The sequence below is a fragment of the Cellulomonas sp. URHD0024 genome (assembly GCF_000426185.1).
Classification (GTDB): Bacteria; Actinomycetota; Actinomycetes; order Actinomycetales; family Cellulomonadaceae; genus Cellulomonas.
In genome coordinates, this window is record NZ_KE384505.1 from 228574 (window position 1) to 247175 (window position 18602).

Below are 18602 nucleotides of genomic sequence, written 5' to 3' on the forward strand. Positions count from 1 at the left end.
GCGGTGCGGGCAAGCGGTCAGGTGAGCGACCAGTTCACCGGGTCCGCCCCCTGGGCCACGAGCAGGGCGTTCACCCGGGAGAACGGCCGCGATCCGAAGAACCCCCGGCTGGCCGAGAGCGGGCTGGGGTGCACGCTCTCGACGGTCGGCACGGCGCCGAGCGCGGCCTTGAGCGACTGGGCGTCACGACCCCACAGCAGTGCGACGAGCGGGCCGCCGCGGTCGACGAGCGCCGCGATCGCGCGGTCGGTCACCTGCTCCCAGCCCTTGCCCCGATGGGACGCCGACGTGCCCGGGCGGACCGTGAGGACCCTGTTCAGGAGCATCACGCCCTGGTCGGCCCACGGGCTCAGGTCGCCGTTCACGGGGGGCGCCACCCCGACGTCGGCGACCAGCTCCGTGAAGATGTTGCTCAGCGACCGGGGCAGCGGGCGCACGTCGGGCTGCACCGAGAAGGACAGCCCCATCGGGTGCCCAGGGGTCGGGTACGGGTCTTGTCCGACGACGAGGACCCGGACCTGCTCCATCGGGCGCTGGAACGCGCGCAGCACGTCGTCGCCCGCGGGCAGGTAGCCCCTCCCCGCGGCGACCTCCTCGCGCAGGAACTGGCCGGCCGCCCGGATCTGCGGCTCCACGGGTGCCAGGGCGAGCGCCCAGTCGGGAGCGACGAGCTGGTCCAGGGGTGCGGTGGCCACGAGCGCGAGGATAGGCGCGCACGGCTCGGACGACGAGGCGTGAGCGACGCGCACCGGGCTCCGTCGGTCGTCGCCGGCGCGCCGTGTCCGTCGTCCCGGGTGAGGTTCCCGCGTGTCGTCGCGGGACGCGCGGACAGGAATGACACGTGTGTCATTCCGGCCTACGATGACGACGTCAGGCACGGCGCAGGCTCGGTCGCCGCCGGCACGATGAGGCGCCGCACGACGAGGTACGCACGACGATGTACGCACGACGAAGCACGGACGCACCGCACGAGAACAGGCAGCACGGGCCGGCACGCACGCGGCCCGCACGGACCACCAGGAGGACAGATGGACGCCGCGACGATCTCGATCGACTCGCACCCGTCCCACTCGTCCCACCCGTCCCACCCGTCTCTTCCGGCGCCCCGCACCACCGAGGACGGTCGACTGTCGGAGCGCGACGAGCAGGTCCTCGCCTTCGAGCGGCAGTGGTGGAAGTACGCCGGCGCCAAGGAGCAGGCCATCCGCGAGCTGTTCGACATGTCGGCCACGCGGTACTACCAGGTGCTCAACGCCCTGATCGACGACCCGGCTGCCCTCGCGCACGACCCGATGCTGATCAAGCGGCTCCGCCGCATGCGGTCGTCGCGCCAGCGCGCGCGCACGAGCGCCCGCCGTCTCGGCGACGCCTGACCACGAGCGACCCGGCGTCGTCGCGACGAAGTGCCGACGAGCGACCCGGCGTCGTCGCGACGAAGTGCCGACGAGCGACCCGGCGTCGTCGCGACGAAGTGCCGACGACCCGACCGGCGACGCCCGCAAGCTCCCGCGTGCCCTCGGCGACTGTCCGTGAATCCGAGGCGACCATCCGTGAACCTGAGGTGAGCGTCCGTGAACCTGGGGTGGGCGCCCCGAAGAACCTGAGGTGAGCGCCCCGAAGCGTGACATGTGCGACGCTTCGCGCCAGTTGGCGCCGTGCGCACTGCCAGAGCCGTTAGCCTGTCCGGCGTGAGCAAGGCCGACACCCACTACCCCGAGGACGAGTTCGACGTCCCCAACCCCGACGCGGCCCGTGGCGTGCACCGGGCACCGCGCTCGGCGTGGAGCCGGTGGTGGCCGTTCCTGGCGGTGCTGGTTGCCGCGCCGCTCGCCGCCTACGGCCTCGTCACGCTGGCCGCGCACCAGGACGACAAGCCGACCTTCAGCAGCTCCCAGGAGCCCGAGGCGTCCGACGGACCGAGCGCCTCGCCGGGCGCGTCGGCGACCGGAGGTACAGGGGAGACCCCCGCCGCCCCGCCGTCGGCGCCCACGGTGAACACGTCGACCCCGGTGGTGGTGCTCAACGCCGCGCAGATCGCTGGGCTCGCCAAGTCCGAGGCCAAGAAGCTCACGGACGCCGGCTTCACGGCGGTCACCCCGGGGAACTTCACCGGCACCAAGCCCGCAGACTCGGTCGTGTACTACGCGAGCGAGGACCTCGCGCCCACCGCTCAGCTCGTTGCGACGACGCTCGGCATCTCGACCGCGACGCTCTCGGCGGCGGATGCTCCCAGCGGCATCTCGGTGGTCCTGGCGAGCGACCCCTCTGCCTGACGCGAGGCCTCGTCGAACCTGACGCGAGGCGCTCGTCCAGCCCGCTCGGACCCGGGTCGCCGCCGTCGGGCAGTGGTCCGACGACCCTGGTGGCCGTGCGTCCGCCGCCACTAGGCTCTCCGTCACCGGGTGCCGGCGGAGCGCCCGGGACACCCGAGCTGCGTCGAGGAGCACCGATGGCCCAGGGCACTGTGAAGTGGTTCAACGCGGAGAAGGGCTACGGGTTCATCACCCCCGTCGCGGGGGGGCCGGACCTCTTCGTGCATTACAGCGCGATCCTCAACGACGGGTACCGGTCGCTCGACGAGGGCCAGGACGTCGAGTTCGAGGTCGGTCAGGGCACCAAGGGCCCGCAGGCCGAGCAGGTACGAGCACTCTGAGCCTGCCTGCCTTCGACGACGGGCCGTCCACCTCCGGGTGCGCGGCCCGTCGTCGTGTCCCCGGGCGCCTGGCATGACCGTGCTCGACGCGGTCGTCGTCGGATCGGGGCCGAACGGACTGGCGGCGGCGGTGACCCTCGCGCGGGCCGGACTGTCCGTTCAGGTGCTCGAGGCCGAGGACGTGCCCGGGGGTGGCGCGCGGACCCTCGACCTGGGCCTCGCGGACGGCGTCGTGCACGACATCTGCTCGGCGGTGCACCCGATGGCCGTCGCGTCTCCGTTCCTGCGCGCGTTCGACCTGCCGGCCCGTGGCGTGGACCTGCTGCAACCGGAGGTCGCGTACGCGAACCCGCTCGACGGTGGCCGCGCGGCGCTGGCCTACCGGTCCCTGGACCGCACGGCGGCGGCGCTCGGGGTGGACGGCCCCGCATGGCGTGCGCTGCTGGGTCCGCTCGTCGACGACCCCGACGGCCTGCTCGCCGTGGCGCTCGGCGACCACCGTGGCGTCCCTCGTCAGCTGGGCACGGCGGTCGCGTTCGGGCTGCGCTTGCTGGAGCTGGGCTCCGCGGCCTGGGGAGCGCGGTTCCGCGACGACGAGGCGGCGGCGCTCCTCGCCGGAGTAGGGGCGCACGCGATCACTCGCATGCCGTCGCCGAGCGCGGCCGGGACGGCCCTGCTGCTGGCGCCGCTGGCCCACGCAGGCGGCTGGCCGGTACCGCGCGGGGGGAGTGGGGCGATCGTCGGGGCGCTGCTGGCCGACCTGCAGGCCCATGGCGGGTCCGTGCTCACCGGCACCCGGGTGGACCGGGCTCGCGACCTTCCGGCGGCCCGCGCCTACCTGTTCGACACGTCGCCACGCACCGCCGTCCGGGTCCTGGGGCAGCGTCTGGCGAACCGCGTCGCGCGCGGGCTGATCGCGTTCCCGCGGAGCCGAGGAGCCGCCGCCAAGGTCGACCTCGTGCTGTCCGGACCGGTGCCCTGGACGCATCCGGAGGTCGCCCTCGCCGGGACCGTGCACCTCGGCGGCAGCCGGATGCAGGCGGCGGCTGCGGAGGCCGCTGTCGCCTCCGGGCGACACGCCGACCGGCCGATGGTGCTGGTCAGCGATCCCGGCGTGCTCGACGCGTCGCGGGTGACGGCCACCGGCCTGCGCCCGTTCTGGGCCTACGCGCACGTCCCGGCCGGCTCGAGCGTGGACGTGACACAGGCCGTGATCGCACAGGTCGAGCGGTTCGCTCCGGGCTTTCGCGACCTGGTCGTAGCCTCTCGGTGCGTCCCGGCCGCCGAGTTGGACCACCACAACGCCAACCTCGTCGCCGGGGACATCTCGGGGGGTGCGGTGTCGGTGTACCGGATGCTCGCTCGGCCCCGTCTCGCGTGGGACCCGTACGCCCTGGTTGCGCCACAGGGCCGGGCCGCCGGCTACTGGCTCTGCTCGTCGTCGACCCCTCCGGGCCCCGGTGTGCACGGCCTCTCGGGCTGGTACGCCGCGCGGCGGGCACTGAAAGACGGCTTCGACCTCCCGGCCCCGTCGCTCTCGCCGTGGGACTGACCCCGCTGCGTCCGGGCCTGCGGCTGCTCTGACGAGCGTGCGCTCGGACCCCGGAAAGCCGTCTCACGGGTGCCGCTCTGGGCGAACGCTGCTTGCACTCTCGGGGGTCGAGTGCTAACCATTGGACTTAGCACTCTCCGGTGGAGAGTGACAGAATCACCACGGCCGTCCGGTGAGGGCCGTCGCACGCGGGACAAGACCGCGGGTGACGTGCTCGTCCGTCGCGGGCACCCTCGGCCGACCCGAACCCAGTGAAGGATCACAGCCCCATGGCCAAGATCATTGCCTTCAACGAGGAGGCCCGCCGCGGCATCGAGCGGGGACTCAACGTCCTCGCCGACACCGTCAAGGTCACCCTCGGCCCGAAGGGCCGCAACGTCGTCCTGGACAAGAAGTGGGGCGCCCCCACGATCACCAACGACGGCGTCTCCATCGCCAAGGAGATCGAGCTCGAGGACCCCTTCGAGAAGATCGGTGCCGAGCTCGTCAAGGAGGTCGCCAAGAAGACGGACGACGTCGCTGGCGACGGCACCACCACCGCCACCGTCCTCGCCCAGGCGCTCGTGCGTGAGGGCCTGCGCAACGTCGCGGCCGGCGCCAACCCGATCGCGCTGAAGAAGGGCATCGAGAAGGCCGTCGAGGCCGTCACCGCTGCTCTGCTCGCGCAGGCGAAGGACGTCGAGACCAAGGAAGAGATCGCCGCGACGGCCGCCATCTCCGCCGGCGACCAGGCGATCGGCGACCTGATCGCCGAGGCGCTCGACAAGGTCGGCAAGGAAGGCGTCATCACCGTCGAGGAGTCCAGCGCGCTGGGCCTCGAGCTCGAGCTCACCGAGGGCATGCGCTTCGACAAGGGCTTCCTGTCGGCGTACTTCGTCACCGACCCGGAGCGCCAGGAGGCCGTCCTCGAGGATGGCTACGTCCTGCTCGTCGAGGGCAAGATCTCGAACGTCAAGGACCTGCTGCCGCTGCTGGAGAAGGTCATCCAGTCCGGCAAGCCGCTGTTCATCGTCGCCGAGGACGTCGAGGGCGAGGCCCTGGCCACGCTCGTCGTCAACAAGATCCGTGGCACGTTCAAGTCGGTCGCCGTCAAGGCCCCCGGCTTCGGCGACCGCCGCAAGGCGATCCTCCAGGACATCGCCATCCTCACGGGTGGCCAGGTCGTCTCGGAGACCGTCGGTCTGAAGCTCGACACGGTCGGCCTCGAGGTCCTCGGCACGGCGCGCAAGATCGTCGTCACCAAGGACGAGACCACGGTCGTCGAGGGCGGCGGCGACGCTGCCCAGATCACGGGCCGCGTCACGCAGATCCGTGCCGAGATCGAGAACTCCGACTCGGACTACGACCGCGAGAAGCTGCAGGAGCGCCTGGCCAAGCTGGCCGGTGGCGTTGCCGTCATCAAGGCGGGCGCGGCCACCGAGGTCGAGCTCAAGGAGCGCAAGCACCGCATCGAGGACGCCGTTCGCAACGCGAAGGCGGCCGTCGAGGAGGGCATCGTCGCCGGTGGTGGCGTCGCGCTGATCCAGGCCGGCAAGACCGCGTTCGAGGGCCTCAAGCTCGAGGGCGACGAGGCGACCGGTGCGCAGATCGTGCGCCTGGCCATCGAGGCTCCGCTCAAGCAGATCGCGATCAACGCCGGTCTCGAGGGTGGCGTCGTCGTGGAGAAGGTCCGCAGCCTCCCCGTCGGTCACGGCCTCAACGCCGCGACGAACACGTACGAGGACCTGCTGGCCGCGGGCGTCAACGACCCGGTGAAGGTCACGCGCTCCGCCCTGCAGAACGCGGCCTCGATCGCCGCGCTCTTCCTCACCACCGAGGCCGTCGTGGCCGACAAGCCGGAGCGCAACCCCGCGCCGGCCGGTGGCGGCGGCGGGGACGACTTCGGCGGCGGGTTCTGATCCGCTGAGTCACCTCTGATCGACTGAACAACAGGACGGGCCGGTCACCTTCGGGTGGCCGGCCCGTTCTGTCGTCCCGCCGCGACCGTGCGGGGGTTCTGGATCGCGTGGGCGGGACTGCTCACAGCGTCTCCGATATCGATCACGCCAACGCGCAGCGCTCGAGCTCGGGATATTCACTGGCGACGCGTCGGACGACGAGGCGTTCGAGCGAGGCGTCGAGCTGCTGTGCGCGGGATCGCGACACTCGTCGACGTGTGGGCCGGCGGCGACGCTCCCGAGGCTCCTGCCGCGGTGTCGCGGGTCAGTCGCCTCGTCACAGCCGTCGTACCCGTCGACCGTGCAGTAGACCGTTCGCGCGTCGTCGCCGACGGGTGCGTGGACCTGCCACGCGGCCGAGCCCGGGATCGGCCGCAGGGTGCCGTCCGCTGGCGCGACGCTGGCCGTCAGGCGAGCCCCTGCCGCTGTGCCGACCCGAGCCGTCAGGGCGTCGGGCCGTCTGCGGCCCCGAGGGGACGATCGCACGGTTCTCACGGCCGGATCCTGCGGGTCGGTCTCACAGGACTCGGGATGTTCGAGCACCGGCCGCCGCGACGGTCGGCGTCGACCTACTGCCGGTAGCTCGACAGGAAGTTGCCCATCCGCTCGACGGCCTCGGCCAGGACGCGCGCCTCGGGGAGCGTGACGATGCGCAGGTGGTCGGGCGTGGGCCAGTTGAAGCCGGTGCCCTGCACGAGCAGGATGTGCTCGCTCACGAGCAGGTCGTAGACCAGCTTGGAGTCGTCGTGGATCTCGTGCACCTCGGGGTCGAGGCGGGGGAACAGGTACAGGGCGCCGGCGGGGCGGACGCACGTGACGCCGGGGATCGAGGTCAGGCCGTTGTAGGCGACGTCCCGCTGCTCGTGCAACCGGCCGCCCGGCGCGATGAGGGCGTCGATGCTCTGCACGCCGCCCAGCGCCGCCTGGACCGCGTGCTGTGCGGGGACGTTCGGGCACAGGCGCGTGGAGGCGAGCAGCGTGATGCCCTCGAGGAAGCCCTTGGCGTGGTCGCGGGGGCCGGTGACGACCATCCAGCCCGAGCGGTAGCCGGCCACGCGGTAGGTCTTGGAGAGGCCGTTGAACGTCAGGCACAGGAGGTCGGGCGCGACGGCGGCCATCGGGATGTGGTGTGCGTCGTCGAACAGGATCCGGTCGTAGATCTCGTCGGAGAGAACGAGCAGGCTGTGCCGACGAGCGATGGCGGCGATGCCCTCGAGCACCTCGCGCGAGTAGACGGCGCCCGTGGGGTTGTTCGGGTTGATGACGACGACAGCCTTGGTGCGCGGGGTGACCAGCGACTCGAGGTGCTCGAGGTCCGGCTCCCAGCCGTTGTCCTCGTCGCACCGGTAGTGCACCGGCTTGCCGTCGGACAAGGACGTCATCGCGGTCCAGAGCGGGTAGTCCGGCGACGGGATCAGCACCTCGTCGCCCTCGTCGAGAAGCGCCTGCATGACCATCGTGATGAGCTCGGAGACGCCGTTGCCCAGGTAGACGTCGTCGACGTCGATCAGCGGGAAGCCGGGCTCGGTCTCGTACCGCGTCACCACGGCACGACGGGCGCTCAGGATCCCGCGGGAGTCCGTGTACCCGTGCGCGTGCGGGATGGCGGCGATGACGTCGCGGACGATCTGGTGCGGAGCCTCGAACCCGAACGCCGCGGGATTGCCGGTGTGCAGCTTGAGCACCGTGTAGCCCTCGGCCTCGAGCCGGGCTGCCTCGTCGAGGGCGGACCCGCGGATCTCGTAGAGGACGTTCCTCAGCTTCGACGACTGGTCGAGCTTGCGCAGTGGGGCCACCCGTCGAACGTTAACGGATCGCTCGTCCTGCCAGCGCGGTGTGCCTCGTGCCGCAGTCCGATGCCGCGGCCGGTCGTCGAACCCATGCCCGACCGCCGGTGGGACCGTCTCCCTGGTGACGCGTCCGAGGGCGTCGCCGGGCGCCCGCCGTGCGACAGGCGAAACGGAGCGTTTACGGGGGACCGTCGGCACGGAAACACCCCGTCCGTAGGGTCGTGCCCTATGGGCACAGAGGTGTGTACAGCACTGGACACAGGTCGGCCGAGCGATCCTCTCGCCGTCCGCGCAGCTCGGTGTGCCTCGGGGGTGTGCGCCTGGGTGCCGCGGCGACGGCACGGCCGTCCCCGGGCGGAGGTCTACCCTCGGTGTCCATGATCACGGGTGGGGGCGAGGCCGCGTCGGGCTCCGGGGCGTCGGGGGATCCCACGTCGTTGCGTGAGGTCGTCTACCACCGGCTTCGCGACGAGATCCTGAACGGTCGCGTGTCCCCGCGCGAGCGCCTCACGGAGCCGAAGCTCGGCAGGGCGTTCGAGGTCTCCCGGACCCCGGTGCGTGAAGCACTCTCGCGGCTGCTCTCGGACGGGCTCATCGAGCGCACCGACTTCGGGTACGCCGTCGTCGTGCCGAGCCTCGAGGACCTGCGCAACCTGTACGAGCTGAGGATCACTCTCGAGCTCCGCGGCATCGCTCGGGCCATCGAGAATGCGCAGGTCCGGCACGACGAAGCACTCCTGCGTGCGGAGCTCGCCACCTGGGAGCCCCTGAGGGACGCGCCCCCGGACCCCGACCCGAGCTTCGTGATCCTCGACGAACAGTTCCACCAGGTGCTGTCGCGAGCGTCCGGAAACACCCAGCTGACCGGGGCTCTCGTCACCGTGAACCAGAAGATCCGCGCGGTCCGGATGCATGATTTCGTCGAGGAGGACCGCATCACCGCGACGATCGACGAGCACATGGCGATCCTGCGCCTCGTCCTCGCCCACGAGCTGCCCGAGGCGCTGACCGCGCTGCACAGGCATGTCGGCGAGTCGCTCGAGGTCGTCATGCAGCGCGCGACGCAGGCCATGACGCGCATGGCCATCGCGGGCTGACGGCCCGCCGCGACGACGGTGACCGTCGGTCGCCGACGGGCTGACAGCCCGCCGCGACGACGGTGACCGTCGGTCGCCGACCGGTGCCGGGCGTAACGCGTCGTTTACGCGCCGACCGCGGACGGGAAACACGCGCTCCCTAACGTGCGGATACCGCGGTGTATACACCCGGTGCCGTGGCAGGTTGCCCGGCTCGCTGCACCCACCGCTGGGGGATCACTTGCTCGACACCGTGCCCGTTCCCGACGAGCCCGTCGTGTCGTCGGCAGGCCCGGCCGAGGTTCGGGTGCGACTTGCCCATGCGCGGATCGCGGAGGTCGACCGGCCGGAGGTGTGGATCGCCCTGATCCCGCTCGACGAGGCGCTGGTCGCCGCCCGCCTGGTGGACGCGCGGGTCGCGGCGGGCGCATCGCTGCCGCTGGCCGGGCTGACGCTCGCGGTGAAGGACAACATCGACGTGCTCGGGCTCCCGACGACGGCAGGGTGCCCGTCGTTCGCGACCGACCCCGCTGGACGCCCCGGACCGGCCGCTGCGAGCGCGCCGGCGATCCAGGCGCTCCTCGACGCGGGAGCGGTCGTGCTCGGCAAGACGAACCTCGACCAGTTCGCGACGGGCCTGGTCGGGATCCGCAGTCCGTACGGTGCGGTCCGGCACGCGACCCTGCCCGATCGCGTGTCCGGGGGGTCGAGCTCCGGTTCCGCGGTCGCGGTCGCGCTCGGCATCGCGGACATCGGGATCGGCACGGACACCGCGGGGTCGGGTCGGGTTCCCGCAGCGTTCGGCGGGATCGTGGGCATCAAGACGACGGTCGGCCTCGTGCCCACCACCGGGGTCGTGCCGGCGTGCCGGAGCTACGACGTGGTGACCACGTTCACCCGCGACCTCGGGCTGGGGGTGCTCGCGACACGCCTGATGACTGGTGTCGACCCCGGCGACCCGGCGCGCCGTCCGTGGCCCGCCGACGTCCGCCTCGGCCTGCGGGCTGAGCCCGTCGTGGCTGTCCCGCGCGACGAGGACCTCGCGGCGCTCTCGCCGGGCTGGCGAGCCGCGTTCGCGACCGCTGTCGAGGCCGTTCGGGCGACTGGGGCCCGGACGCGCACGATCGACATGTCGGGCATGCTCGACGCGGCCCGCCTGCTCTACGACGGCGCGATCGTCGCCGAGCGGTACGAGGCGGTCGGGCCGTTCCTCGACCGCGCGGCCGACGCGGACCCGACGGTCGCAGCGATCATCGCCGCCGGCCGCGGCATCACCGCGGATGCGTACGTCGCCGACCGCGCCCGGCTGGCGGCGGCCCGGATCGAGGCTCTCGGGCTCCTCGACGGGTGCGACGTGCTCCTGCTCCCGACGACCACCGAGCACCCGACGATCGCGGCTGCCCAAGCTGATCCGGTTGCCCTGAACCGTCGTCTGGGCACGTACACGAACTTCGTCAACCTGCTCGACCTGGCGGCGGTCGCGGTCCCGGCCGGGCACGCGGACGGCGGGCCGTTCGGCGTCACCCTGCTGGCCCGCGCGTTCGAGGACCAGCTCGCCATCGACATGGCCGCCCGGCTGCTCGGCACGACAGGGGGACTGGTCGTCCCGGAGGGCGTCGACGTGCTGGTCGTCGGCGCACACCTGCGCGGGCAGCCGCTCAACGGGCAGCTCGAGACCCTCGGTGCCCGGTTCGTGCGGTCGGTCCGGACGTCGGACGCCTACCGCCTGGTCGCCCTGGCCACTCTGCCGCGCAAGCCGGGCCTGCTGCGGGTCGGCGCCGGCGCGGGTGCTCCGATCGCCGGCGAGATCTGGCGGTTGTCGCCCGGTGCGCTCGGCAGGTTCCTTTGCGACCTGCCCGCCCCCATGAGCCTCGGCCAGGTCGAGCTGTCGGACGGCACCTGGGTCGTCGGCTTCGGCTGCACCGTCGAGTCCGGAGCCGCCGGGACGGACATCACCTCGACGGGCGGCTGGCTAGCCGCACTGTCGGCCGGCCTCTGACGAGGCCGTCGCGAGCCGCCGCGACTCTGGCCCGGCTCCCGTACCCCTGGTCGCGCACTGACATTCCCCCCGAAACCAGCTCGGCTGGTGGGTCGGGCCACAGCTCCCCCTCACATTGGTCAGGTCGTGCTGGCCGGTCGGGTGGACGTGTCGGGGTCGCGGCGGGCGCGCTCGCGGGCGGGCACGCGCAGGCCCGACGCGCGCAGGCGCCGGATCAGCTCCTTCGCAGTGACCAGCTCGGCGCCGAGCGCCACGAGCTCGTCGATCCGCCGGTCGGGAACGTCGTAGTGGTCGCGGTCGAACCCGCGCTCGGGGATGCCCGCGCGGGCGGCGAACGCGTGCAGCTCCGCCAGCGACGAGTCGCTCACGAGATGGCCCCAGAGCATCCCGTGGTTGGGCCACATCGGCGGATCGACGAGCACGCTCATGGCCTGAGAGTAGGCGTCGTCAGCAGCTCAACACGGGGCTGGGCTTCACGCAACGCAGGGCGGGCCGCACCGGACCGCACCGCAGAGCACGGGCGCCCCGGAGCGCACACGAAGCGCACCGAAGCCTGCCGCACCGCACTGCACTGCACCGCACTGCACTGCACTGCACTGCACTGCACTGCACTGCACTGCACTGCACTGCACCGCACCGCACGGCACGGCACCGCTCCGCACCGCACCGCACCGCACGGCACCGCTCCGCCCCGTGCCGTGCCGTGCCCACCGCACGGCACCGCGCCGCTCCGCCCGTGCCGACGGTGCCGTTCCGCACGGCCGCACCGCACCGTGCCATGCCGCGCCGTAGCGCGCCGTGCCGTGCCGTGCCGCAGCGCGGCGTACTGCGACGGCGGCGGTGAACGGCTTTGCCCGCGGTGTGCCCGGCGGTGTTCAGGCCGTGAACAGGCGGCTGGCCTGGGTCTCGGCGTCGGCGTAGGCGCGGGCGGCAGTGTGCATCGCGGTGACGATCTGGTCGAGCGACGTCTCGAGCCGCGCCTCGGTCGCCGACCAGTCGGCCAGCACTCCGGTGAACGCGGTAGCGGCGGCACCACGCCACGACCCCTGCAGCTCGGTGAGCTGGCGGTGCATCGCCGCGACCTCGGAGCGGATCGTCGCAGCCCGCGACTGCACGCTCGCCGCCGCCTGAGACACCTGTGCGCTGTCGACCTCGAACCTGGTCACGGGACCTCCATCGTCCTGGGCCGTCGCCCGACGCCGGGATCGGCGTGGACGGTGCGGCCTGCTGACGACGACGCTACGGACGCCGGGCGCCGCGTGACCGCGACAGGAAGGAGCACGCGGGTCCGCGTGAGGCGACGAGGGTTGTGGTCGCATGAGGGGATTCGACACGCGCGACGACAGCGGCATGCACACCGAGGCACGGTCCACGCGACGTCGTCCGTCCACGACCGCGAACGTCGGTACGAACTCTCGTCGCCAAGGTGCCCGCGGTCAGAGCTGGCGCGGTCGAGCTGGCGCACGGGTCAGGCGCGAGCGGGTCAGGCGGGTCCTACGAGGGATCGCCGGACGTGCCTGACGCCGCGTTGGCCGCGGCTTCGAGGCCCCTGAGCTCCTTCTCCAGCCGCTGCAGCTCGCCCGACAGGTTCTGCCGCGCCGGCTCCTCCCACGCCGCCCCGAGCGGGCTGACGAACAGGGACGGCCGGGCGAGGAGCTTGTGCAGGATGCGCACCCGGGCGCGCACGTAGTCCTCGATCGGGAGGTGCGCGTACTCGGCGCGGACGTCCTGCAGGTAGGCCTTGTACTTCTGCGGCTCCGTGGCGAGCATTGCCAGGTCGGCGTCGCAGAGGACCGCGCAGTCGAAGTCTGCCGGGTTCGGCGCGTGCCGGACGAGGGCGACGACCAGGTCGTGGACGCGCTCGGCGCGGGCCGCGGGGACACCGAGGGCCAGCAGCTCGGTGCGAGCCAGGCCTGCGGACGCGATCTCGTCCTCGCCGCCGCGGTTGGCGTACGCCTTTCGGTCGGCGGCGTCGAAGATCGCGCCGTGGTACCACGCGGCGAGCCGGACGACATCAGGCTCGTGGGTCTCCTCGACGAGCTCGTCGACCCGGACCAGCACGTCGACCAGGTGCTTCAGGTTGTGGAACGACCGGCCGGGGGAGCCCCAGCGCTCGACGAGGGCCTGTCCGGCTTCCCGGATCTGCTCTGTCGAAGCGGTCGCGCCGACCGCGACGACACTGCGTACGTACGCGGACAACAGCCACTGCGGTGCGTCATGGACGCCCATGAAGTCCAGCCTCACGCCGACGGTAGGAACCCGTCATGTTAGCCCTCAGACCTGAGCCTCGCGCCCGAATCGGCGTCATCCTGGACGGGCGACTGAGTCCGGGCGGGCGGCCGCTGCCTGGTCGGCGCGGCTGGGCGGGAAGGTGTCGACACCGGCGGGGACGCGGACTGCGGGGTCGACGGCTCCGACGTCGCCGGGACCGGGAGCGTCACCCGCACGGTGGTCCCGCCCCCGGGGGTCTGCTGCAGCGAGACCGTCCCGTGGTGGGCGTCGACGATCGCCGCCACGATCGCCATGCCGAGCCCGGCGCCGCCGGAGTCGCGGCCGCGGGAGGCGTCGACCCGGTAGAACCGCTCGAACACCCGCGCGGCGTGCTCGGGGTCGATGCCGGGTCCGTGGTCGCGCACCTCGAGGACACCGTGGGCGTCGGTGAGGCCGACCGCGATCTCGACCGCCGTGCCGGGAGGCGTGTGGGTCACGGCGTTGCCGACGAGGTTCGCGAGCACCTGGCGCAGTCGGGACTCCTCACCGAGCACCTCGCAGACGCCCCCGGGTTCGCCGGCGCGCAGGGGTTCGAGCCGGACCGACCGGGACGGGTCGAGGGCGTGCAGATCGCTCACGGCGTCGGCGGCGAGGACGGTCAGGTCGACCGGTGCCAGGCGCATCGGGCGGCCGTCGTCCATGCGTGCCAGGGCCAGCAGGTCCTCGACGAGCGCCCCCATCCGGGTGGCCGACGACTCGATCCGCTGCATCGTGTCCTCGACCTGGTCGGTCGTCGTGAGCGCACCCATCCGGTACAGCTCGCCGTACCCGCGGATGGTGGCCAGCGGGGTCCGCAGCTCGTGGGAGGCGTCCGCGACGAAGCGCCGCATGCGAACCTCGGACGCGGTCTGGACGTCGAAGGCGCGCTCGATCTGGGTCAGCATCCCGTTCAGGGCTGCGCTGAGCCGACCGACCTCCGTGTGCTCCGAGGACGCCGGCACGCGCTGTGACAGGTCGCCCGCGGCGATCGCAGCGGCGGTCGCCTCGATCTCGCGCAACGGGCGCAGCGATCGGCGGACCGCCCAGACGCCACCGACGGCGCCGAGGAGCAGGATGCCCACGCCGCTGAGGACGAGCACCAGGGCCATGTGCTGGATGGTGCTGTGGATGTCGCCGAGCGGGAGTGCGAGGACGATCGAGCCGCCGTTGGTCAGCGGATAGGCGACGGCGCGCCAGGGGGAGCCCGACTCCGTCGAGCGCACGGTGAAAGGCTCGTCGCGGATCCGGTCGGCCTGCTCGGCGGTCAGGTCCGGGACCAGCGGGACCCCGTACCGGGCGGCCGCCGAGTCCGAGAGCGAGACCGCGATCGTCTCGCTCGTGTCCTGCACCCGGACGTAGTAGTCGCTCGGCGCGTTCCCGTCGCCGAACCGCTGGTCGATCGCGAACGGGGTGCCCTTGGCGAGCCCCTCTGCCTGGGTCTGCAGCTTCGTGTCGACCTGGTTGGTGAGCGTGCCCTCGAGCAGCGTCCCGCTCGTCACCCCGGCCAGGACGAGACCGAGCGCCAGCAGGACCGTGACGATGCCGACGAGCCGGGTGACCAGCGGGACACCCGCCCACCGTGCCCGCAGACGCGCCCACCAGCCCCGCCTCGGAGGGTTCTCCCCGAGCGGGCTCGAGTCGGCCGGGTCGACCGGCGGAACCGGCTCGAACGGATCGGGTGTCCCCTCGGTCATCGCGCCGTCCGACGTCACGTCGACTCGCGCAGCAGGTACCCGACGCCGCGCTTGGTGTGGATGAGCGGGGGCAGACGGGTGCCGTCGGGCCCGTCGACCTGGTCGATCTTGCGGCGGAGGTAGGAGATGTAGGACTCGACGATGTTCGCGTCGCCGCCCCAGTCGTACTGCCAGACGTGGTCGAGGATCTGCGACTTGGACAGCACGCGGCCCGGGTTCAGCATGAGGTAGCGCAGCAGCTTGAACTCGGTGGGGGACAGATCGATGAGGGTCCCGGCACGGAGCACCTCGTGGGAGTCCTCGTCGAGCTCGAGGTCGGAGTACCGCAGCACGCTGGTGTCGTCGTCGAGCTCGGGCCGGGTGCGACGGAGCACGGCACGGATGCGGGCGACGACCTCCTCCAGGCTGAACGGCTTGGTGACGTAGTCGTCGCCGCCGACCGTCAGGCCCTGGACCTTGTCCGCGGTGTCGTCGCGCGCCGTGAGGAAGAGCACCGGGACGTGCTGGCCCTTCTCGCGCAGACGTCGGGTCACGGTGAACCCGTCCATGTCCGGAAGCATGACGTCGAGCACGACGAGGTCGGGTTCCACCTCGCGCGCGAGCCGCAGTGCTGCGGCGCCGTCCGCTGCCGCATGGACCTCGAAACCCGCGAACCGCAGCGACGTGGCGAGCAGCTCGCGGATGTTCGGCTCGTCGTCGACGACGAGCAGGCGGGCCTCAGGGGGTGCCTGCCCTCCCGGGCGAGCGGCGGAGCCTGGGGAGGAGTCAGCACGCATGCCTCGAGTCTGGCCCGGATTGCTGGTAGTTCGCTGGATGTAGGCCGAGTGTTCACGCGGTGAACGCGGCGGGCAGATCGCGACGCAGAAATGGACGATCGTCCACGTTCCGGGCGCGGGCGTGGACACCGCCTTGCTCTACCACGTGTGGCGGGGGGTACCGTCTGCGCGTGACATCCCCCTCAATCGGTGCCCCTCGCCCGGTCGTCACCGTCATCCAGAGTGCGCCGGACGTTCATCTCGACCGGTTCGTCCACTGGCTCGGCGACGTCGAACTCCACATCATCGCGGCTTACGCCGGCGAGCCCATGCCGCTTGCCGACGACGTCGGCGACGGTCTCGTCGTGCTCGGCGGGCACGTGTCCGCCCACGCCGACTCGGTCGCGCCATGGCTTCCCGAGCTGCGCGCGCTGCTCTCGGCCGCCAGCACCCGCGGTGTGCCCACGCTCGGGATCGGCCTCGGAGCCCAGCTGCTCGCGGTCGCCCGCGGCGGTCGCGTCCAGGTGGCCGCACCTCCCGGTCGCGAGGCGGGCCTCGCCGATGTGCGCTGGCGTCCCGAGGCCGCCGGCGACGCGGTCGTCGCGGCCGTCGCTGCGCTCGCGGACGACCGGTACCGCACGCCGCAGCCGAGCATGCACGCCGACGCGGTGGTCGACCTTCCGCGCGGTGCGGTGTGGCTGGCCTCGTCGCCGATGTACCCGTACCAGGCCTTCCGGGTCGGGTCCGCGTGGGGTGTGCAGTTCCACCCCGAGGCGTCCGCGGAGACCCTCGGCTCCTGGGCGGACGGGTACGACGACGTCGACACCGACGCCGTCCTGGCGTCCTACGAGGCGCGGGCGGACGAGGTGACGGGAGCCGGTCGTGCGCTCGCCGAGTCGTTCGCGGCGCACGTGCGCGCTTCGGCGCAGGAGCCCGCCGGGGTCTGACCCGGGCCGCAGGAGCCCGCCGAGGGACTGACGGCGGCGCGCCGGAGCCCGGCTGGGTCTGACCCCGGCCGAACGCGCCAGGACGTCATCGTCCGGACGCGGCCATGCCGACGGTCACCAGAACCGCGCGAGGGCGCCCCCTGCAGGGGGCGCCCTCGCGCCGTTCGGGCGCCGTCGACGAGCGCGCGGGCCCGGCTCCGTCAGTCGCGCTCGGCCGGGTCGAGCCCGAGGTCCTCGGCGTCGACGATCGAGTAGGCGTAGCCCTGTTCGGCCAGGAACCGTTGGCGGTGTGCCGCGAAGTCCTGGTCGACCGTGTCCCGCGCGACCACCGTGTAGAAGTGGGCGGTGCGGCCGTCGGCCTTGGGGCGCATGATGCGGCCGAGCCGCTGCGCCTCCTCCTGGCGGGACCCGAACGAGCCGGACACCTGGATGGCCACGCTGGCCTCGGGCAGGTCGATCGAGAAGTTCGCCACCTTGCTCACGACGAGCTTGGTGATCTCACCGACCCGGAACGCGTCGAAGAGCCGCTGGCGCTCGCGCACGGGGGTCTCGCCCGTGATCAGGTCGGCGCCGATGTGCTCCGCGAGCGTGTGCAGCTGGTCGAGGTACTGACCGATGACCAGCGTCGGGTCGCCCTCGTGCTTGGCGACGAGCTGCTCGACGACACGGTTCTTGCCCTTGGCCGTCGCGGCGAGCCGGTACTTCTCCTCCGGCTCGGCGGTCGCGTAGGCCATGCGATCGGCGTCGGGAAGCGTCAGACGCACCTCCACGCAGTCGGCCGGGGCGATGTAGCCCTGCGACTCGATGTCCTTCCACGGGGCGTCGAACCGCTTGGGCCCGATGAGGCTGAACACCTCGTCCTCGCGGCCGTCCTCGCGCACGAGGGTGGCGGTCAGGCCGAGCCGGCGGCGGGCCTGCAGGTCGGCGGTCATGCGGAAGATCGGGGCGGGCAGGAGGTGGACCTCGTCGTAGACCACGAGGCCCCAGTCGCGGGCGTCGAGCAGCTCGAGGTGCGCGTAGACGCCCTTTCGCTTCGTCGTGAGGACCTGGTACGTCGCGATGGTGACCGGGCGGATCTCCTTGCGGGCGCCCGAGTACTCGCCGATCTCGTCCTCGGTCAGCGAGGTGCGCTTGACCAGCTCGTCGCGCCACTGCCGGGCACTCACCGTGTTCGTGACGAGGATCAGCGTGGTCGTCGACGAACGGGCCATGGCGCCCGCGCCGACGAGGGTCTTGCCGGCGCCGCAGGGCAGCACCACGACGCCCGAGCCACCGTGGAAGAACCCGTCGACCGCCTGCTTCTGGTACGGCCGCAGGTGCCAGCCGTCCTCCAGCAGGTCGATCTGGTGCGCCTCACCATCGACGTAGCCGGCGAGGTCCTCTGCCGGCCAGCCGAGCTTGAGCAGCACCTGCTTGAGGTGGCCGCGCTCGGAGGGGTGGACGATGACGTCGGTCGCGTCGATGCGGGCGCCGAGCAGGCCGGCCGTCCGCTTCGAACGAACCACCTCGACCAGGACGGCCGGGTCGAGCGCGTGCAGGACCAGGCCGTGCACCGGGTCCTGGATGAGCTGGAGACGGCCGTAGCGGGACATCGTGTCGGCGACGTCCACCAGCAGCGCGTGCGGCACCGCGTAGCGGCTGTACTCGAGCAGGACGTCGACGACCTGCTCGGCGTCGTGCCCGGCGGCTCGTGCGTTCCAGAGGCCGAGCGGGGTCAGCCGGTAGGTGTGGACGTGCTCCGGGGCGCGCTCGAGCTCGGCGAACGGCGCGATCGCGCGACGGCAGGCCTCCGCCCGGTCGTGGTCGACCTCGAGAAGCAGTGTCTTGTCGCTCTGGACGATCAGGGGGCCGTCGGTCACGTGGACTCCTCGGATGGGGTCGGGGGGCTCGCTCGGTGCGGGGTCGGTGTCGTCGGTGTCGTCGGTGTCGTCGGTGTCGTCGGTGTCGTC

Annotated in this window: 16 protein-coding genes; 8 read left to right on the forward strand and 8 right to left on the reverse strand. The window is 72.3% G+C overall.

What is annotated here, in order from left to right:
• Window positions 1-17: 17 nt before the first annotated feature.
• Window positions 18-695 carry a uracil-DNA glycosylase gene (locus I847_RS0117300; RefSeq protein WP_028050688.1) on the reverse strand — a complete coding sequence of 226 codons (678 nt, stop codon included), beginning with the start codon at window positions 693-695 and terminating at the stop codon, window positions 18-20.
• Between the two features lie 333 nt (window positions 696-1028).
• Here I847_RS0117300 and I847_RS0117305 point away from each other — a divergent pair, with 333 nt between their 5' ends.
• From I847_RS0117305 to groL, 5 genes are all read left to right on the forward strand, one after another.
• Entirely contained in the window at window positions 1029-1373 is a 345-nt protein-coding gene (locus I847_RS0117305) for a DUF3263 domain-containing protein (protein WP_028050689.1), read from the forward strand.
• Window positions 1374-1688: 315 nt separating this feature from the next.
• Window positions 1689-2273: a LytR C-terminal domain-containing protein gene (locus tag I847_RS0117315; RefSeq protein ID WP_028050690.1), complete on the forward strand. Its 585-nt coding sequence runs from the start codon at window positions 1689-1691 to the stop codon at window positions 2271-2273.
• Window positions 2274-2449: 176 nt separating this feature from the next.
• Entirely contained in the window at window positions 2450-2653 is a 204-nt protein-coding gene (locus tag I847_RS0117320) for a cold-shock protein (RefSeq protein WP_028050691.1), read from the forward strand.
• Between the two features lie 73 nt (window positions 2654-2726).
• Window positions 2727-4205 carry an NAD(P)/FAD-dependent oxidoreductase gene (locus I847_RS0117325; RefSeq protein WP_028050692.1) on the forward strand — a complete coding sequence of 493 codons (1479 nt, stop codon included), beginning with the start codon at window positions 2727-2729 and terminating at the stop codon, window positions 4203-4205.
• Window positions 4206-4474: 269 nt separating this feature from the next.
• Window positions 4475-6103 (forward strand): chaperonin GroEL, encoded by a 1629-nt coding sequence (groL, locus tag I847_RS0117330; RefSeq protein WP_028050693.1) that lies wholly within the window; start codon window positions 4475-4477, stop codon window positions 6101-6103.
• A 608-nt stretch (window positions 6104-6711) separates the two neighbouring features.
• Here groL and I847_RS0117340 read toward each other — a convergent pair.
• Window positions 6712-7938 carry a pyridoxal phosphate-dependent aminotransferase gene (locus I847_RS0117340; protein WP_028050695.1) on the reverse strand — a complete coding sequence of 409 codons (1227 nt, stop codon included), beginning with the start codon at window positions 7936-7938 and terminating at the stop codon, window positions 6712-6714.
• A 371-nt stretch (window positions 7939-8309) separates the two neighbouring features.
• Here I847_RS0117340 and I847_RS0117345 point away from each other — a divergent pair, with 371 nt between their 5' ends.
• Complete coding sequence (locus I847_RS0117345) at window positions 8310-9029, forward strand: GntR family transcriptional regulator (RefSeq protein WP_028050696.1); 720 nt, start codon at window positions 8310-8312, stop codon at window positions 9027-9029.
• Between the two features lie 232 nt (window positions 9030-9261).
• The gene (gene atzF / locus I847_RS0117350; protein WP_081681166.1) at window positions 9262-11007 is read left to right on the forward strand and encodes an allophanate hydrolase; all 1746 of its coding nucleotides are present in this window, start codon (window positions 9262-9264) and stop codon (window positions 11005-11007) included.
• A 119-nt stretch (window positions 11008-11126) separates the two neighbouring features.
• Here atzF and I847_RS0117355 read toward each other — a convergent pair whose 3' ends face one another.
• From I847_RS0117355 to I847_RS0117375, 5 genes are all read right to left on the reverse strand, one after another.
• The gene (locus tag I847_RS0117355) at window positions 11127-11435 is read right to left on the reverse strand and encodes a DUF4031 domain-containing protein (protein ID WP_028050698.1); all 309 of its coding nucleotides are present in this window, start codon (window positions 11433-11435) and stop codon (window positions 11127-11129) included.
• 447 nt (window positions 11436-11882) lie between these two features.
• Window positions 11883-12173: a WXG100 family type VII secretion target gene (locus tag I847_RS0117360; protein ID WP_028050699.1), complete on the reverse strand. Its 291-nt coding sequence runs from the start codon at window positions 12171-12173 to the stop codon at window positions 11883-11885.
• 328 nt (window positions 12174-12501) lie between these two features.
• The gene (locus tag I847_RS24560; protein ID WP_034610817.1) at window positions 12502-13236 is read right to left on the reverse strand and encodes a hypothetical protein; all 735 of its coding nucleotides are present in this window, start codon (window positions 13234-13236) and stop codon (window positions 12502-12504) included.
• Between the two features lie 38 nt (window positions 13237-13274).
• On the reverse strand, window positions 13275-14951 hold the full coding sequence (locus I847_RS24565) for a cell wall metabolism sensor histidine kinase WalK (RefSeq protein ID WP_081681167.1): 1677 nt from the start codon (window positions 14949-14951) through the stop codon (window positions 13275-13277).
• A 14-nt stretch (window positions 14952-14965) separates the two neighbouring features.
• Window positions 14966-15727 carry a response regulator transcription factor gene (locus I847_RS0117375; RefSeq protein ID WP_051275025.1) on the reverse strand — a complete coding sequence of 254 codons (762 nt, stop codon included), beginning with the start codon at window positions 15725-15727 and terminating at the stop codon, window positions 14966-14968.
• Between the two features lie 170 nt (window positions 15728-15897).
• On the opposite strand from I847_RS0117375, the gene I847_RS0117380 reads away from it, so the two are divergent.
• On the forward strand, window positions 15898-16653 hold the full coding sequence (locus tag I847_RS0117380) for a type 1 glutamine amidotransferase (RefSeq protein ID WP_028050701.1): 756 nt from the start codon (window positions 15898-15900) through the stop codon (window positions 16651-16653).
• A gap of 200 nt (window positions 16654-16853) precedes the next feature.
• Here I847_RS0117380 and I847_RS0117385 read toward each other — a convergent pair whose 3' ends face one another.
• The gene (locus I847_RS0117385; RefSeq protein ID WP_028050702.1) at window positions 16854-18512 is read right to left on the reverse strand and encodes a DNA repair helicase XPB; all 1659 of its coding nucleotides are present in this window, start codon (window positions 18510-18512) and stop codon (window positions 16854-16856) included.
• Between the last annotated feature and the right edge of the window lie 90 nt (window positions 18513-18602).

Coding starts and splice junctions, on each gene's coding strand:
- I847_RS0117305 (WP_028050689.1), top strand. CDS start 1,029: ATGGACGCCGCGACGATCTCGATCGACTCGCACCCGTCCCACTCGTCC.
- I847_RS0117320 (WP_028050691.1), top strand. CDS start 2,450: ATGGCCCAGGGCACTGTGAAGTGGTTCAACGCGGAGAAGGGCTACGGG.
- I847_RS0117325 (WP_028050692.1), top strand. CDS start 2,727: ATGACCGTGCTCGACGCGGTCGTCGTCGGATCGGGGCCGAACGGACTG.
- groL (WP_028050693.1), top strand. CDS start 4,475: ATGGCCAAGATCATTGCCTTCAACGAGGAGGCCCGCCGCGGCATCGAG.
- I847_RS0117345 (WP_028050696.1), top strand. CDS start 8,310: ATGATCACGGGTGGGGGCGAGGCCGCGTCGGGCTCCGGGGCGTCGGGG.
- I847_RS0117355 (WP_028050698.1), bottom strand. CDS start 11,435: ATGAGCGTGCTCGTCGATCCGCCGATGTGGCCCAACCACGGGATGCTC.
- I847_RS24560 (WP_034610817.1), bottom strand. CDS start 13,236: ATGGGCGTCCATGACGCACCGCAGTGGCTGTTGTCCGCGTACGTACGC.
- I847_RS24565 (WP_081681167.1), bottom strand. CDS start 14,951: ATGACCGAGGGGACACCCGATCCGTTCGAGCCGGTTCCGCCGGTCGAC.
- I847_RS0117375 (WP_051275025.1), bottom strand. CDS start 15,727: ATGCGTGCTGACTCCTCCCCAGGCTCCGCCGCTCGCCCGGGAGGGCAG.